Below are 16,698 nucleotides of genomic sequence, written 5' to 3'. Positions count from 1 at the left end.
GCCAATCAGTCGGCAGGGACGAAACCGGGTTGACTTCCGTTCCGTTTCGGGGTGGTGAGACCACATCCTGTACGAAAATTCGGACGCACTTCATGTTGATCATTGCGGGTCTCGGCAATCCCGGCAGCAAGTACTCCGGCAATCGCCACAATATCGGCTTCATGGCGCTCGACGCCATCCAGCGGCGGCCGGGCTTTTCGCCATGGGCAAAGAAGTTCAAGGCCCTCATTTCCGAAGGCGAGCTCGCCGGCGACAAGGTTCTGCTGATCAAGCCGCAGACCTACATGAACCTGTCGGGCGAAGCGGTCGGCGAGGCCATGCGCTTCTACAAGCTCGGGCCTGAAAATATCATCGCGATCTACGATGAGCTGGATCTTGCGCCCGGCAAGGCGCGCATCAAGACGGCCGGCGGACATGGCGGTCACAACGGCATCAAGTCGCTCGACGCCCATTGTGGCAAGGATTACCGCCGCCTGCGGCTCGGCATCGGCCATCCCGGCGCCAAGGAATTCGTCAACAACCACGTGCTCGGCGATTTCGACAAGCTGGATCAGGCCTGGTTGCCGCAGCTTCTCGATGCGCTTGCCGACAATGCCGAAATGCTGGTGAATGGCGAGGATTCGCAGCTGATGAACAAGCTCGCCCTTGCCGTCGGCAGCCAGCCGGACGAGGACGAAAAGCCGAAGCCCACCCCGAAGGCACCAAAACCAGCGGGCAAGAGCCATATCCACCAGGCGCGCGGCGGCATGAAACCGAACATCCCGGCCACCGGCCCGATGGCCGACATGCTGAAGAAACTGTTCGGCGACAAGGACAAGTAAGATGACACCAGATATGACCGCTCTCACGACCGAACTCGTCACGCTGCGCGATTACTGGCGCTATGCAATCTCGCGCTTCAACGCCGCCAATCTTTCCTTTGGCCACGGCACCACGACGGCCGGCGACGACGCGGCCTTTCTGCTGCTCGATACGCTCGACCTGCCGATCGACGCACTCGATCCCTTCCTCGACGCGCGCCTCCTGCCGGCCGAGCGCAGGCTTCTCGCAGAGCGTATCGAGGCCCGCGTCACGACCCGTAAACCGTCGTCCTATCTCACCGGCCGCGCCTATATCCAGGGCGTCCGGTTTCTGGTTGACGAGCGGGTCATCGTGCCACGCTCGCATATCGGCGAGATCCTGTTTCGCGAATATCTCGGTCCGAACGGATCGTCCTTCATGCCCGACCAGATGATGGTCGAGAGCGCCGTGGACATCTGCACCGGCTCCGGCTGCCTTGCGGTGCTCGCCGCCAAATTCTTCCCCAACGCCGCCGTCGATGCGGTCGATCTGTCGGCCGACGCGCTGGAAGTGGCAAAGCTGAATCTTAGGGAACACGAGGTCGAACAGCAGGTGAGCCTGCATCAGGGCGATCTCTTCCAGCCGCTCGCAGGCCGGAAATACGACCTGATCATCACCAACCCGCCCTATGTCGATCACGACGCGATGGATGGTTTCCCGGCGGAATTCCGTGCCGAGCCTTCGATGGCGTTCGATGGCGGTGTTGATGGTCTCGATCTGGTGCGGACATTGCTGGCAGACGCCGCAAACCACCTCAATCCCGAAGGCGGCATGATCTGCGAGATCGGCTCCGGCCGTGAAATCCTCGAGGAGGAATTTCCGGGTCTCGACTTCGTCTGGCTGGAAACCGAGGAATCGCAGGACGCAGTGTTCTGGATCTCGGCCGAAGCTCTCGGCGTCACCGCTTCCTGAGCCGACGACCGGCTATTCTTCAGGCTCGGTCGTGAACATCAGCGGAAAACCGGCTTCCTTGGCGAGATCGATCGCCTCGGTGGCCTTGGTCTCTGCAATATCCTTGGTGCAGACAACCACGACCGCCACACCCATCTGGTGGGCGGTCATCATCACCCGGCGGCCGGTATCCTCGCTCATCCGGAACACGGCTTTCAGAACCATGGTCACGAATTCGCGTGGCGTATAATCGTCGTTGACGAGCATAACCTTGTAGAGCTTCGGTCGCTCCAGCTTGGGCTTTGTCGTCGTCTTCGGCGTGAGGGTGGTGTCTCCGGCCATCCGCATCTCCTGATGACGTTCGCCATGCTCAAACAGCAATGATTGTATGCTGGCTATATCGCACCGACGGGTCCGAAATTCAAGCAACTGCGGTGATTTGCCCGATTGGGACCGGTGGGTCTGATTTGTGTTTGCATCGCAAGCCGACGTCTCGTTTCCGAATTCTGTTTTGCGTCGTTACCAGCGTTCCGACGACCTCCCTCACCCCGCCAACCCTTGACCGCCCGGCCTGTTTCCCCCATAGCCACGGCAACGAACAATTCTAGTCAGACGGGGTCCGTCCCATGGGTTTCAAATGCGGTATCGTCGGCCTGCCGAATGTCGGCAAGTCCACGCTCTTTAACGCTCTCACCAAGACTGCGGCGGCGCAGGCTGCCAACTATCCGTTCTGCACGATCGAGCCGAACACCGGCGAAGTCGCGGTTCCGGATCCGCGCATGCAGCAGCTGGCCACCATCGCCGGCTCCAAGGAAATCATTCCGACCCGTATCTCCTTCGTCGATATCGCCGGCCTCGTGCGCGGCGCCTCGAAGGGTGAAGGTCTCGGCAACAAGTTCCTCGCCAATATCCGCGAAGTCGATGCTGTCGTGCACGTGCTGCGCTGCTTCGAAGACGACGACATTACCCATGTCGAAGGCCGTATCAATCCGGTCGGCGATGCCGAGACGATCGAGACCGAGCTGATGCTTGCCGACCTCGAAAGCCTGGAACGCCGCGTCGAGCAGACCCGCAAGCGCGCCAAGACCAACGACAAGGAATCCGTGGCCCAGCTGCCGGTCATGGAAGCCGTCATCAAGCTTCTCAACGAGGGAAAGCCTGCCCGCATTCTTCTGAAGACGCTGGCAGCCGACGACATCGAGATCCTCAAGGACCTCAACCTTCTGACCTCGCATCCCGTCCTCTACGTCTGCAACGTCGCCGAAAGCGATGCCGTCGACGGCAACGAGCACACCAAGGCCGTGGCCGCGATGGCCAAGGAACAGGGTGCCGAATGCGTCATCATCTCGGCCGCCATCGAATCTGAAGTCGCGCAGCTGCCGGAAGACGAAGCCAAGGAATTCCTCTCGGCGCTCGGCCTTGAAGAAGCAGGCCTCGACCGCCTCATCCGCGCCGGTTACAACCTCCTTCACCTGATCACCTATTTCACGGTCGGCCCCAAGGAAACCCGCGCCTGGACGATCGTCCGCGGCACCAAGGCCCCGGCCGCTGCCGGCGTCATCCACACGGATTTCGAACGCGGCTTCATCCGCGCCTTCACCATCGGCTTTGACGACTACGTCGCCTTCAAGGGCGAAGTCGGCGCCAAGGAAGCTGGCAAGGGCCGCGACGAAGGCAAGGAATATGTCGTAAACGACGGCGACGTGATCCACTTCCGCTTCAACACCTGATCGGGACACCACGGAGGCGCGAACGCGATGACGGAAATCGAATATCACTTCGAGGACTTCACCCCGGATCGCACCTTCCCGCTTGCAGTTAAGCGCGTGACGGCAGACGAGATCGTCGAGTTCGCTTCTGAATTCGACCCGCAGCCCATGCATCTCGATGAAGCCGCCGGACGTGCCAGCATTCTCGGCGGTCTCTCGGCGTCCGGCTGGCATACATCGTCGATGTTCATGCGGATGATGTATGACGGCTGGCTGTCGCGCGCCGCGTCCGAAGGCTCGCCCGGCATCGAGCTGATGGAATGGAAAAAGCCGGTCCTCGCTGGCGACACGCTGTCCGGCCGCTCCACCGTGGCCTCGACCCGCCTGCTCCGCTCCCGCCCGGGCATCGGCCTCGTCAACTTCCTGCACGAAGTCACCAATCAGCGAGGCCAGATCGTCATGCGCGGTGAAAACCCGATCATGATCCGGCTCCGAAACGCGGCCGAGGTCACGCCATGAGGCTGATCGAACTCTCTCCCCCCGGCACGCGGATCGAAACCGGCACGCTCCTCTTTACCCCTGAAGACATCATCCGGTTCGCCCGGAAATTCGATCCGCAACCCTTCCATGTGGATGCGGAAGCCGCAAAACACTACGTCTTCGGCGGGCTCTGCGCCTCCGGCTGGCACACCTGCGCCGGTTGGATGAAGACGTTCATGGCCTATTGGACAGCGGAAGTCGCCCGCCTCGAAGCCGCCGGCCACGTCGCACCCAAACTCGGCCCCTCGGCCGGTTTCAAGTCGCTGCAGTGGCTGAAACCCGTCTATGCAGGCGACCGCATCACCTATTCCGTGACCCTGATCGAATCGCGCCCGCTCGGAAGCCGCCCCGGCACCTTCATCAACCTGACGGAAAATGACGGCGTCAACCAGCACGGCGAGACGGTGATGCGCTACGAAGGCACCGTTCTCGAATTCACCTGAAAGCCCGCTATCGCACGGCGATAGCAGCAACGCCCGCCCCCACCATCACCGCTCCGCAGCCCCGGTTGATGCGCCGCAGAACCGCTGGGCGCTTCAGTGCTGCCCTCGCCCGCCCGGCAAGAACCACGTGGCCGCCGATCACCAGAACCTCGACGGCGACGATGACAAGCGCCAAAACGCCGGCCTGCTCCATCGTGAGATTGGGTCCAACGACGTTGGGCAGGAGCGCTATGTAAAAGAGCGGCATTTTCGGATTGCCGAGATTGAGAAGGACACCGGTCGCAAATGTCGCCACCAGCCCCGACCGGCCCGTTACCACGGCATGATCGGCCGGAACCGGCTCGGCAAACCACAACCGCACGCCCATCCAGACCAGATAGGCAGCCCCGGCATAGCGCAGCACCGTCATTGCCATGCCCAGCTCCTCCGCCACCAGCGACAGGCCGAACACGGCGAGGAACAGAAAGATCAGGATGCCGGTGACCGTTCCGGCTCCGTAGGCGATACCGGCGGCCGCACCGTGCGACACCGTACGGGCCATGATCGTCACATTGTCGGGTCCGGGACTTGCCGCGAAAACCAGAAACGCGGCGGCAAAGGCAGTCAGGCTTGCGATATCCATGGCCGTCTCCCCGAGGCTCCGGTCAAGTCCGGAACGGGTGAAGGATATCGCCTCCGCCGCCGGTCGCAATCCTCAAAACCGGCGGCATTTGGGAATTTTCTTCAGTGCCCTTCGAACTCGATCAGCGTACGCACTTCGACGCCGAGGGCTTCCAGCTTCTTGCGGCCGCCGAGTTCCGGCAGGTCGATGACGAAACAGGCCGATACGATCTCCGCACCCATCTGGCGCAGCAGCTTCACCGCACCTTCGGCCGTGCCGCCGGTCGCGATCAGGTCGTCCGTCAGGATGACTTTCTCGCCGGGCTTGATCGCATCCACATGCATTTCCATCTCGTCGACGCCGTATTCGAGGCTGTAGGCCACGCGCACGGTCTCGTGCGGCAGCTTGCCCTTCTTGCGGATCGGCACGAACCCTGCCGAGAGCTGGTGCGCCAGTGCGCCACCGAGAATAAAGCCACGCGCCTCGATACCGGCCACCTGGGCGATGGACATGCCGGCATAGGGTTTCACCAAATCGTCCACCGCCTGGCGGAAGGCCTTGGCATCGCCAAGCAGCGTCGTGATGTCGCGAAAGATGATACCTGGTTTCGGGTAATCACGGATGGCACGGATGGAGGCGGCGAGTGTGTCGTCACGGGAGGACATTGGGGCGGGAGCCTTGTTTGTTGTTCGTTGCTAAAGGAAAGCAATAGGCAGCTGCGGTCGACATTGTCCAGATCAAACCGCGCACTACCCGCGGACGCAACAGTGCCCCCAGCGACGCATTCTCGTCCGCCGTCTCTTCAACCAAAACCGATCTGAGTATTCACCGCAATCGATACCTGCACTCTCGACATTCCGCCATCCATTAGAAATCACGAATAAGTAAACTGTCGCCTGGCCCTCGCATAACGCGCTGGCTCGTTTGAATGCGGAAGAGCGATTTTCCGATTCATCATCACTTTATTTGATTTAGAGTAAATTAGTTACTTGTGAAAGAAACGGCATTAATGTTTCGTTAACAAATTGGACCGCAGTCTAGGGTTGGCAACATTGCCAATTTCTATCAAAGCGCGAATGATCGCGCCCATTGAGGTCCTTCATGACGAAGACAATACTCGCGACGATTTTCGCCGCTACAGCCATTTCCCTGACGTCCAGCGCCGCATTTGCCCAGACACTGGATGCCAACATGGATGTTTCGATGACCGTGGCTGCCGAATGCACGCTGGCCACTGATCCGGTCGCCTTCGGCAATCAGGCCCTGATCGATGTAGCCGTCGAGGTCCCCGGAAACATGACCGTGCAATGCACGGCGAATGCGCCCTATCAGATACAGCTCGGTGTCGGCAATGGCGCCCTGGCAACCGTTGAAACCCGCTTTATGACAGGCGTAGCCAACGGTGGTCTGGCGACCTATACGGTTCACCAGGGCTTGGCGACCGGCCCGATCTGGGGGGCCACCCTCGGCACGAACACGCTTGACGGCACCGCGACTGGCGGAGCAGACGTCATTCCGTTCACGGCAGTGCTTGCAGCGAACCAGAGCGTCCAGGCTGATACCTACGGCGACGTCTTGATCGCAACGATCAACTACTAAGCACGAACCTTTCGGCAAGCTCGGCGGCGCGGCGTGTCGCTAACCTAAAATAAGGATGACAAGATGATCTCCATGCGCTTCATGGCAGCGAGCCTATTCGCGTGCCTGATAGCCGGCGGTGCCGGAGCAGCTGCGTTGAGGGTTTCTCCGATCACTTTGGATCTGAAAGCCTCTTCCCCCACGGGAACGGTTCGGGTGTGGGAAGACGGGTTGCGGCCGGTCAAGGTGCAGGTGCGGGTTTTTCGCTGGACGAAAGTCAATGGGAAGGATCGCCTCGATCCCACCACGGACGTGGTTGCCAGCCCCCCGGTCACCACGCTGAAGCCTGGTACTGAGAACTCGATCAGAGTTGTCCGTGTCAGCAAGAAGCCGATTGTCGGAACAGAGTCCTACCGGCTTCTGATCGATCAGCTGCCCGAGGCCGGGCGAAAGACCCCCGGTCAGGTCAGCGTCATGATCCGGCATTCGATCCCCGTTCGGTTTACCGACTAGGGGGTCGGTCGCATGGCGCGTCAGACAGCCCTGCTCCTGGCGCGCTTGTGCCTCGCCGTCCTCGTCCTGCCGACCGCAGGTCATGCGGCATCCGGGGATACGTCTCCGGATGCCGATCTGGCGGCCGACGCCGATCCTTTTGACGTCCCTGCGGCCACCGATACGGGCGGGCCGAGCGACCTCTATCTGTACGTATCGATCAACGGCGTAAAGACCAATCTCGTTGCCGCCTTCCGGCAGGCACCGGACGGATCCCTCTCGATCGATATCGAGCAGCTGCGCAATATCGGCATCAAGCCCGCCAAGACGGCAATCGGCGCCGATGGCCGCGTGACGATCGATCAGCTACCATCAGTCACCTTCGTCTACGACGATCTGCAGCAGACGATCAATTTTACCGCATCGAACGGCGAACGCGCGCCGAAAATCATCGACGCCAAGGCGCCGCGCGGCGGTGCCCCAAAGAAACCGAGATTGAAGGCGCAGTCCTCGTCCGGTGCAGTCCTCAACTACAACCTGGTCGCGTCATCCGACAATTCCGAAACGGATAGGCGGTTCGGCTTCACCGGAGTAAGCGGCGCTTTCGAAGCCCTGTATTTCAGCCCGCTGGGCGTCCTCAGCAATACATTCATCGCCAGCACCTCTGACGATACCTACTACGGTTCGACACGCCTGGATACGACCTGGCGCTATTCGGACCAGGACTCGATGGTCACCTACAGCGCCGGTGACGTCATCACCGGCGGCCTGAACTGGACGCGCCCGACCCGTCTTGGAGGCCTGCAGGTGCAACGCAGCTTCTCGCTCAGATCCGACCTGGTCACCTTTCCCGTGCCGGAACTGTCGGCAAGCGCTGCCGTGCCTTCCACCGTCGATGTCTATCTCAATGATGCCAAGCGCTTTTCCAGTTCGGTCGGCGCAGGTCCGTTCGACATCACCAACCTGCCCTTCGTCGACGGCAGCGGCAATGCCCGGGTCGTCGTCACCGACGCGCAAGGGCAGCAGGTGTCGACTGAAAGCAGCTTCATCGCCTCCAGTCAGATGCTCGCCCGCGGGCTGTACGATTTCTCCGCCGAGCTGGGCTTTGCGCGACACGGCTACGGGATCGACTCAAACGACTACGATTCACGCCCTTACGGATCGCTGACCCTGCGCACCGGCGTGACCAACTGGCTGACGATGGAAGGCCATGCCGAGGGCGGCGAGGATCTCGTCCATGGCGGCGTCGGCGCCGTGTTCGCCGCGCCATGGAGTGGCGTCATCTCGCTCTCGGGCGCTGGCAGTTATCACGACGGTTCAATAGGCGAGCAGGTTGGCATGACCTGGGAGCGACAGATGCGGGGCTTTCACCTCAGAGCCCGCATGCAGCGCAGCTTCGGCAGTTTTCAGGACATTGCCTCGGTCACAGCCGACAAGCGCAGCTCCACCGACGGGATCTTGCTCGGATCAGCGGCGCCGCCCAAGGCGCTCGACCAGGTATCCCTGTCGGTCCCAATGCCTTTCGACCGATCGAACCTGAACTTCAGCTTCACCAATGCCGAGACCGCCGAAGGTGACCGGCAGCGTATCCTCGGCCTTTCCTACAGCCGCCCGGTGTTCAATGACAGCACGTTTTCCGTGTCCGCGATCAAGAGCCTGACCGACGGCACTGTCGGAATCTATGCAAGCCTCTTCGTCCCGATCGGCAAGCGGATCTCGGCCACCACGTCGGTAGCATCGCAGTCAGACGAAACCAGCGTGACGCAGACGGTCAGCCGCACGCTGGGTCAGCAGATCGGCGACTACGGCTGGAGCGTTGGCCGGACGCAGTCGGAAAACGCGATCAACTCGGCAGCCGTCAGCTACCGCGCTTCGGCGGCAAAAGTGGCAGCGCGTGTCGACCAACGCGGCAGCAAGACAAGGGCCAGTGTGACCGTTGATGGAGCTCTGGTCGCGGCCGGAGGCGGCGTCTTCGCGTCCAACCGCATCAACGACGCGTTCGCCATCGTCGATGCAGGCGCGCCCGGCGTCGAGGTCCAGCATGAGAACAGACCAGCCGGCCGCACAAACAGCGGCGGCAAGCTGCTCCTTCCGAACCTGCGCTCCTATCAGGAAAACCACATTGCGATCGACCCCGAGGATCTGCCGCTCGACGCCGTCGTCAACACCACCCGCACCGTCGTGGTGCCGGCCGACCGATCGGGGATCGTCGTCAACTTCGAGGTCGACGTCGATGCGAACGCCGCACTGGTAACCTTCTCCGGACCGGACGGAAAACCCATCGCAGTTGGCGCCAGCGGCACGACGAAGACCGGATCGGAGCCCTTCGTCGTCGGCTATGACGGCCAGACGCTCGTGGAAAATCTGAAAGCCAGCAACCGCCTCACCCTGACGCTGCCAGATGAGACCACCTGCGTGGCAACCTTCCAATACAAGCCCCAGCGGGGCAAACAGGTGAGTATTACCGATGCGATATGCCAGCCTTAAGCGCCTCAGAACGCTTCTTCTCCAGGCCGGGATCGGCCTGCTGCTCTATGGAGCCGGCACCGGCGACGCCGCTGCCGCAAGCTGCACCGTGGACATCGACGCCGCCAATTTCGGCAATGTCGATACGCTCTCGGGCGCATCCGCCGATGCGACGGCGCAGGTTTCGATCAGTTGCAGCGGCGTCAGCGCCAACGCAACCGCGGTCACGCTCTGCGGCAATCTCGGCAGCGGTAGCGGTGGCACATCCGGCGGGACCCGCATCATGCGATCGGGCGCGAACGAGCTCGGCTACCAGCTCTACGCCGACGCCGGCCGCGCGACCCGCTGGGGTTCGTATGACGATACGACACTCGGCCAGCCACGGACGATCCGCATCGCCGCATCTGATGGTGAGGCCAATGGCGCCGTGACGCTTTACGGAGGGCTGTCTGCCGGCCAGACGAGCGCTGGCACCGGCACCTACCTCTCCTCCTTCGCCACCGGCAAGGTGCGGTTCTACTACGAAGAGGGAAGCACCCTCGACTGCGCGGCACCGACCTCGGCGACACTGGCGCAGGCAAGCTTTACCGTCCAGGCAACCGTTGCGGCAAACTGCCTGATCGCCGTTTCGAACCTAGATTTCGGTCTTCACGGCCTGATCGATTCCGAAGTGACCGCGAGCGGCGGGGTCGACGTCACCTGCACGCCGAACTCAACCTACAGCATCGCCATGGATGGCGGCCTGGCTGCGGCCACCAACCCGGAACAACGGTTGATGCGCTCCGGCACGAACACGATCGCCTACGGCCTTTACGCCGATCAGGCCCATTCTCGACCTTGGGGTGCGACAGGTAGCGCACTGGTCTCCGGCACGGGGGCCGGCGCTGTGCAGTCGATACCGGTCTTTGGCCGCGTCGCTCCGCAACCGGCAGCCGCCGGCAACTACACCGACACGGTGATCGTCACGGTCACCTATTTCTGATCACTGCCGGGACCTTTGAGCGGCCAGCCGCAAGACAACAAAAAAGGCGGCCGAAGCCGCCTTTTCCATGAAGACCTTAAATATCAATGCGGCTTGCGGGCATAGACCGATTTCTTGGTCAGATAGATCAGCCCGGTAAAGATCACCAGGAAGATCATCACCATGAAACCGGTGCGCTTGCGCTCTTCCAGATGCGGCTCGGCAGTGAACATCAGGAACGCGGCGACGTCCTTCGAATACTGATCCACCGTCTGCGGCGTACCGTCGTCATAGCTCACCTGATCGTTGCTGATCGGCGGGGCCATGGCGAGCGCTGAGGCATTGGCAAAGTAAGGATTGTAGTGCGTCCCCGGTGCGACTTCCACGCCCGGAGGCGGATCCTGGTAGCCGGTCAGCAGCGCGTGGATATAGTCCGGGCCGCCTTCCTGGTACTGGGTAAAGATGTCGAACACGAACTGCGGGAAGCCGCGGGTAATGCCGCGCGCCTTGGCAAGCAGCGACATATCCGGCGGTGCAGCACCGTTATTGGCCGCCGCCGCCGCCTGGGCGTTCGGATAGGGAGACGGAAAGTGGTCGGATGGCACGGCCTTGCGGGTAAACATCTCGCCGTCGTCGTTCGGACCGTCCTGCACCTCGTAATTGGCCGCAAGCGCCTTCACCTGGCCGTCCGAATAGCCGAGATCCTCGAGCGTGCGGAACGAAACGAGCCGCATCGAATGGCAGGCGGAACAGACTTCCGTATAGACCTTGAGGCCGCGCTGCAGCTGGCCCTTGTCGTAGTGGCCGAAGGGACCGGCAAAGGTCCAGTCCACAGGTTCCGGATGACGCAGCGGATAATGCGGCGTGCCGCCCTCCGCATGGTCACCGCCGCCGCCGCCGGCCGTACCGGCGCCGACGTCATGCTTTTCCTGCGCACTCAAGGACGTCATAGTGAGGCCGAGTGCCAGGGTGAGCGAAGCGAGGCCGAGTGTGATCTTCTTCATGTATGTCTCCTCCCGCCTGCGCTCAGGCATTTGCCTGACCGGCAGCAACGCCGGCATTGGCTGATCTGCCCTGTTTCTCCAGCACCGCTTCCGTGATCGAATTCGGAATGCGGCGAGGTGTCTCGAACAGGCCGAGCAGCGGCATGATCACGAGGAAGAAGCCGAAGTAGTAGAGCGTTCCGATCTGCGACAGCACGACGAAAATGCCTTCCGCCGGCTGTGACCCCAGCCAACCGAGCATGATCGCATTGGCGACGAAGATCCAGAAGAACGTCTTGTACCAGGGCCGGTAGACGGCCGAACGCACCTTCGATGTATCGAGCCATGGCAGGAAGAACAGGATGATGATCGCACCGAACATCACCAGGACGCCGCCGAGCTTGCTATCGATAAACAGGAAGTTGAAGGTGATCGCGCGCAGCATTGCGTAGAATGGCAGGTAGTACCATTCGGGCACGATATGTGCCGGGGTCTTCAGGGCATCAGCCGGGATGTAGTTGTCCGGATGGCCGAGATAGTTCGGCATGTAGAAGATGAACCAGGCGTAGACGATCAGGAACACCGAAACGCCGAGCGCATCCTTGAGCGTCGCATAAGGCGTGAACGGCACCGTATCCGTCTTCGTCTTGATCTCGACTCCGGTCGGGTTGGTCTGGCCGGTCACATGCAGTGCCCAGATGTGCAGGATGACGACGCCCGTTATCATGAACGGCAGCAGGTAATGCAGCGAGAAGAAGCGGTTGAGCGTCGGCTGGTCGACGGCAAAGCCGCCGAGCAGGAACTGCTGTATCCATTCACCCACCAGCGGGAAGGCCGAGAAGAAGCCGGTGATGACGGTGGCACCCCAGAACGACATCTGTCCCCAGGGCAGAACGTAGCCCATGAAGCCGGTCGCCATCATCAGGAGATAGATGACGACGCCGAGGATCCAAAGGATTTCGCGCGGCGCCTTGTAGGAACCGTAGTAGAGACCGCGTCCGATATGCAGGTAGACGGCGATAAAGAAGAACGACGCGCCGTTGGCGTGCATGTAGCGCAGCAGCCAACCATGGTTGACGTCGCGCATGATCTTCTCGACCGAGTCGAACGCGTCGACTGTCGATGCGGTGTAATGCATGGCCAGCACGACGCCGGTCAGGATCTGTACGATCAGCATGACCGCAAGCATGGCGCCGAACGTATAGGCGTAGTTGAGGTTTCTCGGCACCGGAAACGAGATGAAACTGTCATGGATCAGACGCGGCAGCGGCAGCCGCTGGTCGACCCATTTTTCAATGCCGGTGGATGGCTGGTAGGACGAATGATCGCTCATGAGAATGCTCCCCTCACCCGATCCGGATCACGGTATCCGACGCAAATGCGAACGTCGGGATGGCCAGGTTTTGCGGAGCAGGTCCCTTACGGATACGGCCTGCCGTATCGTAGTGCGACCCATGACACGGACAGAACCACCCGCCGAAGTCCCCGGACTGACCGAGCGGCACGCAACCCAGATGGGTGCAGGAGCCGATCATCACGATCCAGTTTTCCTTGCCGGCGCCGGCAGAACGATCGACGCCGGATGCTTGCGCATCGGCCGGCAAGTTGGCATTGCGCGCCACCGGATCCTTGAGCGCGGCAAGCTCAACCTTGTTGGCCTCTTCGAGTTCCTTCGGCGTCCGGTTGCGGATGAACACCGGCTTGCCCCGCCATTTGACGGTGAGCGACATACCCGGCTCAAGAGCTGCGACATTCACTTCGATCGATGCGAGCGCAAGCGTCGATGCATCAGGCCGCATCTGGTCGATGAACGGCCAGGCAACAGCCGCGACGCCCACGGCGCCAGCCATGCCGGTAGTCAAATATAGGAAATCGCGCCGCGTGGGTTCACCCGAATGGGGCTCCACGCGTGCACTATGCGTATCGTGCTCGCTCACGGTCAGTCATCCTCTCACGCTCCAGCGGATAAATCCGCATCGCTCCTCCGCGCGGCTCCCCCGACACACTCATGCCTTGGGAATCCCAGCAAATAGCGCCTCATGTGCTTGATCGCAGATAAAGTCCCAACTTGGCAAGTGCCTGCCCGCCACATTCTGGCCAGGATGCGGACCGTCCCCCTGTATTGCCGGATATGCGCCGCATCGGTTCGAACTGCCCCACCCCGGGACGCGCGGGCGTGGCGAAGCGGCCACAACCCCAGATCGCCTGCCCTTCCTTGCCCCTGGCCGGGCCTGTTGCGTTGCCAGTGGCGGAACGGCATGCTAGGCGGCAGAAAGCTTCATGGCAGCCGGCTCGGAAATCCTGAATGAGAAAGACGTTATCGGTCGCCATCTGCGTCATCGTGTCGCTGGTCCTTCTCGCGATCTTGACACGCTATCTGCGGCCTCACTGGATCCTCGCAACGCTGCACAGCCTGCAATTTCATGCGGCCGCGGCCTGCGTCGTCGCCATGGCGGTCGCGCTTCTTATCCACCGCAACCTCGCAAGCTATGCCCTGCTTCTGGTCGCGCTGCTTTTGACCGCGCACCCTCTGTGGATGGCGCGCGAAATTGCGGCGGAGGTCACGCCTGCCGATCAGAGCGCACCGACCTTCCGGCTGATGTCCTTCAACATCCTCTCCGAAAACTACGAAAATGCCGAGGGCATCACCCGCGCCATCCTGTCATCGGGCGCCGATGTGGTGAACATCATGGAAGGCGAATCGCTTTACGAACATCTGACGCAGATCGCCACGGTCTATCCCTACCGCGTCGGCTGCGGCGTGCTCATGGAAGAGTGCGACCAGATGATGTTTTCAAAAACCCCGATCGAAAACGCTTCGGTTCGAAGCCTGAGCAATATCTTCGACAATCGCTTTATCATGGGCGAGGTCACGGTTTCCGGGCGCAAGGTCCATGTCGTCGGCATCCATACGACGAAGCCGTATTTCGACAACTTCCACACGATGGAACTCATGAATGCAGCGCTCGCCATCACCGCCACCGATGGCCCGCTGGTTCTGTCAGGCGATTTCAACGCCTCAAGCCTGCCACCCAACATGCGGATGTTTCTGAACTCGACGGGTCTGAAGACAGCAGCCTTCGAGCCGCCCACCTGGCCAGTCCGGGCGCGGATGCTGGGTCTGGCGATCGACCACGTCTATGTGCGTGCCCCGCTCAAGATAAAGTCGCTCACCCGCATGCCGAACACCTACGGCTCCAACCACGCCGGGCTGATCGCCGACATCGCGATCACCGGACCTTGACCACGTCGCCTTCGTCTTCGATCCCCAGAAACCCGCCAGACTGGCGCGACCAGAGGTCCGCGTAGAGACCGCCCGCCGCAATCAGCTCGTTATGGGTGCCCTGCTCGATGATGGCGCCCTTGTCCATCACGATCAGCCGGTCGAGCGTCGCGATCGTCGAAAGCCGGTGCGCGATGGCGAGCACAGTCTTGCCCTGCATCAGCCGCTCCAGATTGGACTGGATCGCGGCTTCCACTTCCGAATCGAGCGCCGATGTTGCCTCGTCCAGCACCAGGATTGGCGCGTCCTTCAGCATCACCCGGGCAATCGCCACCCGCTGTCGCTGTCCGCCCGACAGTTTCACGCCGCGCTCGCCCACATGCGCATCGAAGCCGCGCCGGCCGCGCTGGTCGGTCAGCGTCTGGATAAACCCGTCTGCCTCGGCCTTCTTGGCCGCATCGAGAAGCTGTGCGTCGGTCGCATCGGGTCTCCCGAACAGGATGTTGTCGCGAAGCGAGCGATGCAGCAGCGACGTGTCCTGCGTCACCATGCCGAGATTGGCACGCAGCGACTCTTGGCTGACCTTCGAGATATCCTGCCCGTCGATCAGGATGCGCCCGCCCTCCAGATCGTAGAAGCGCAGCAGCAGGTTGACGAGCGTCGACTTGCCCGCACCGGATCGTCCGACGATCCCGATCTTCTCGCCGGCCCGGATGGACAGCGACAGGTTGTCGATCACGCCCTCGCCCTTGCCGTAGTGAAACCGGATGTTCTCAAACCGGATCTCCGGCTGCTCGACTTTGAGCTCCGTCGCGCCGGGCACGTCGACCAGCCCGATCGGCTTGGAGATAAGCTCGGCGGCGTTCTGGACGGTGCCGAAATTGCGCATGATGCCGTTGAACTGGGTCATCAGACGGCCAAGCAGGAAATTGAGCCGCAGCACCAGCGCCAAGGTGAACGCGACCGCGCCGGAGCTGATCAGCCCGGACAGCCACAGATGGATCGACAGCGCCGCCATGCTGCTGATCATGATGCCCGACAGCAGCGCCATCGACGCCCGGACGCCGGTGATGAAACGGGTAAAGTGGATGAGCGTGGTCTGATAGGTCTCAAAGCCCTGCCGCATGTAGCGGTCATTGGCCTCGTCGCGCCCGAACAGTTTCAGCGTCTGGATGTTGCTGTAGGCGTCGACCATGCGGCCGTTGAGCATGGAGGCGGCCTCCGCCGTCTCGCGCGAGTGATAGCGGATGCGCGGCACGAAATAGCGGGCCAGAAATCCGAATACCAGCACCCAGACGCAGACGAGTACCCCGAGCCGCAGGTCCAGCCCGCCGACCAGGACGAGCATGGAGACCGAGTAGATCGTGACGAACCAGACGCTTTCCATCAGCGAGGTGACGAGATCGCCCGCCGCCTGCCCGCCCGACCAGACCTTGGTGACGATCCGGCCGGAAAAGTCGTTCTGGAAAAACGACAGCGATTGCCGCGCCACATGCATGTAGGACTGCCAGCGCATCAGGTTGTAGAACCCGGGCGTAATGATCTGCTGGTCGATCAGCGCGGTCGACATCGTCACCAGGAAGCGCACGACACCGATCAGCACCAGCATGCCCAACAGCTCGCCGCCATGCTGGTCGAGCAGCACCGTCCAGCCGTCACCCGGCTTGATCGTCGACAGGATATCCACGAGCCGCCCTACGAACCAGAACAGCGCCGCCTCGATCGCCGCCGTCAGACCACCCAGAATGAGCATCCCGAAGAACGGCGCCTTGGCCTGCGAGATGTAGAACCAGATAAAGGCGAACACGTCTTCGGGCGGACGCAGATCGTCCTTGCGCGCAAACGGCTGAACATAATTTTCGAAGGCGCGGAAGAGACGAATGATCATGCCGCAGGATATAGGCGGATTTCGAAAGGGGCAAAGGCTGGGATGCGGCTGTCGCCGGATAATTCCGCAATCGCCCGCTTTTC

17 protein-coding genes are annotated in these 16,698 nt (G+C 61.6%); 10 read left to right on the top strand and 7 right to left on the bottom strand.

Annotated elements, in window-relative coordinates:
* The first annotated feature begins 92 nt into the window (after nt 1-92).
* Together pth and prmB are read left to right on the top strand one after the other, a co-directional pair.
* A complete protein-coding gene (gene pth, locus G6K99_RS09885) occupies nt 93-821 on the top strand; it encodes an aminoacyl-tRNA hydrolase (RefSeq protein ID WP_174196434.1) in 729 nt (242 codons plus the stop codon).
* A 1-nt stretch (nt 822) separates the two neighbouring features.
* The gene (gene prmB / locus G6K99_RS09880) at nt 823-1,752 is read left to right on the top strand and encodes a 50S ribosomal protein L3 N(5)-glutamine methyltransferase (protein ID WP_174196433.1); all 930 of its coding nucleotides are present in this window, start codon (nt 823-825) and stop codon (nt 1,750-1,752) included.
* A 12-nt stretch (nt 1,753-1,764) separates the two neighbouring features.
* Here the strand turns inward: prmB and clpS are convergent, their stop codons facing one another.
* Nucleotides 1,765-2,073, bottom strand: coding sequence for an ATP-dependent Clp protease adapter ClpS (clpS, locus tag G6K99_RS09875; protein ID WP_062455774.1), 309 nt, complete (start codon nt 2,071-2,073; stop codon nt 1,765-1,767).
* Between the two features lie 284 nt (nt 2,074-2,357).
* Here clpS and ychF point away from each other — a divergent pair, with 284 nt between their 5' ends.
* From ychF to G6K99_RS09860, 3 genes are read left to right on the top strand one after another with little or no spacing between them, the layout of a single operon-like run.
* Nucleotides 2,358-3,461 carry a redox-regulated ATPase YchF gene (gene ychF / locus G6K99_RS09870; protein ID WP_174196432.1) on the top strand — a complete coding sequence of 368 codons (1,104 nt, stop codon included), beginning with the start codon at nt 2,358-2,360 and terminating at the stop codon, nt 3,459-3,461.
* A gap of 27 nt (nt 3,462-3,488) precedes the next feature.
* A complete protein-coding gene (locus tag G6K99_RS09865; RefSeq protein ID WP_174196431.1) occupies nt 3,489-3,959 on the top strand; it encodes a MaoC family dehydratase in 471 nt (156 codons plus the stop codon).
* A complete protein-coding gene (locus G6K99_RS09860; protein WP_174196430.1) occupies nt 3,956-4,423 on the top strand; it encodes a MaoC family dehydratase in 468 nt (155 codons plus the stop codon). The genes G6K99_RS09865 and G6K99_RS09860 overlap by 4 nt, the downstream gene beginning before the upstream one ends.
* A 7-nt stretch (nt 4,424-4,430) precedes the next feature.
* Here the strand turns inward: G6K99_RS09860 and G6K99_RS09855 are convergent, their stop codons facing one another.
* Nucleotides 4,431-5,045, bottom strand: coding sequence for a LysE family translocator (locus tag G6K99_RS09855; protein ID WP_174196429.1), 615 nt, complete (start codon nt 5,043-5,045; stop codon nt 4,431-4,433).
* 101 nt (nt 5,046-5,146) lie between these two features.
* Nucleotides 5,147-5,689: an adenine phosphoribosyltransferase gene (locus G6K99_RS09850; RefSeq protein WP_174196428.1), complete on the bottom strand. Its 543-nt coding sequence runs from the start codon at nt 5,687-5,689 to the stop codon at nt 5,147-5,149.
* A gap of 436 nt (nt 5,690-6,125) precedes the next feature.
* Between G6K99_RS09850 and G6K99_RS09845 the strand changes: the two genes are divergently transcribed.
* From G6K99_RS09845 to G6K99_RS09830, 4 genes are all read left to right on the top strand, one after another.
* Nucleotides 6,126-6,623 (top strand): spore coat protein U domain-containing protein, encoded by a 498-nt coding sequence (locus G6K99_RS09845; protein ID WP_174196427.1) that lies wholly within the window; start codon nt 6,126-6,128, stop codon nt 6,621-6,623.
* 63 nt (nt 6,624-6,686) lie between these two features.
* Complete coding sequence (locus tag G6K99_RS09840) at nt 6,687-7,115, top strand: molecular chaperone (protein ID WP_062455754.1); 429 nt, start codon at nt 6,687-6,689, stop codon at nt 7,113-7,115.
* A gap of 12 nt (nt 7,116-7,127) precedes the next feature.
* A complete protein-coding gene (locus tag G6K99_RS09835) occupies nt 7,128-9,581 on the top strand; it encodes a fimbria/pilus outer membrane usher protein (protein WP_174196426.1) in 2,454 nt (817 codons plus the stop codon).
* Nucleotides 9,562-10,542, top strand: a complete 981-nt coding sequence (locus G6K99_RS09830; RefSeq protein WP_174196425.1) for a spore coat protein U domain-containing protein — start codon at nt 9,562-9,564, stop codon at nt 10,540-10,542. The genes G6K99_RS09835 and G6K99_RS09830 overlap by 20 nt, the downstream gene beginning before the upstream one ends.
* Before the next feature lie 83 nt (nt 10,543-10,625).
* Here G6K99_RS09830 and G6K99_RS09825 read toward each other — a convergent pair whose 3' ends face one another.
* Genes G6K99_RS09825 through petA form a run of 3 tightly spaced genes read right to left on the bottom strand, consistent with a single transcriptional unit; the run spans nt 10,626 to nt 13,441 of the window.
* Nucleotides 10,626-11,525, bottom strand: a complete 900-nt coding sequence (locus G6K99_RS09825; protein ID WP_174196424.1) for a cytochrome c1 — start codon at nt 11,523-11,525, stop codon at nt 10,626-10,628.
* A 22-nt stretch (nt 11,526-11,547) separates the two neighbouring features.
* A complete protein-coding gene (locus G6K99_RS09820; protein ID WP_174196423.1) occupies nt 11,548-12,837 on the bottom strand; it encodes a cytochrome b N-terminal domain-containing protein in 1,290 nt (429 codons plus the stop codon).
* A 13-nt stretch (nt 12,838-12,850) separates the two neighbouring features.
* The gene (petA, locus tag G6K99_RS09815; protein WP_062455741.1) at nt 12,851-13,441 is read right to left on the bottom strand and encodes a ubiquinol-cytochrome c reductase iron-sulfur subunit; all 591 of its coding nucleotides are present in this window, start codon (nt 13,439-13,441) and stop codon (nt 12,851-12,853) included.
* 368 nt (nt 13,442-13,809) lie between these two features.
* On the opposite strand from petA, the gene G6K99_RS09810 reads away from it, so the two are divergent.
* Nucleotides 13,810-14,748, top strand: coding sequence for an endonuclease/exonuclease/phosphatase family protein (locus G6K99_RS09810; protein WP_174196422.1), 939 nt, complete (start codon nt 13,810-13,812; stop codon nt 14,746-14,748).
* Here the strand turns inward: G6K99_RS09810 and G6K99_RS09805 are convergent.
* Nucleotides 14,735-16,615: an ABC transporter ATP-binding protein gene (locus G6K99_RS09805; protein WP_062455734.1), complete on the bottom strand. Its 1,881-nt coding sequence runs from the start codon at nt 16,613-16,615 to the stop codon at nt 14,735-14,737. The two genes, G6K99_RS09810 and G6K99_RS09805, sit on opposite strands and share 14 nt — an antisense overlap.
* Nucleotides 16,616-16,698 lie beyond the last annotated feature (83 nt).

This window comes from Neorhizobium sp. AL 9.2.2, from assembly GCF_013317225.1.
Taxonomy (GTDB): domain Bacteria; phylum Pseudomonadota; class Alphaproteobacteria; order Rhizobiales; family Rhizobiaceae; genus Neorhizobium; species Neorhizobium soli.
This window is presented reverse-complemented; position numbering and strand designations above follow the sequence as displayed.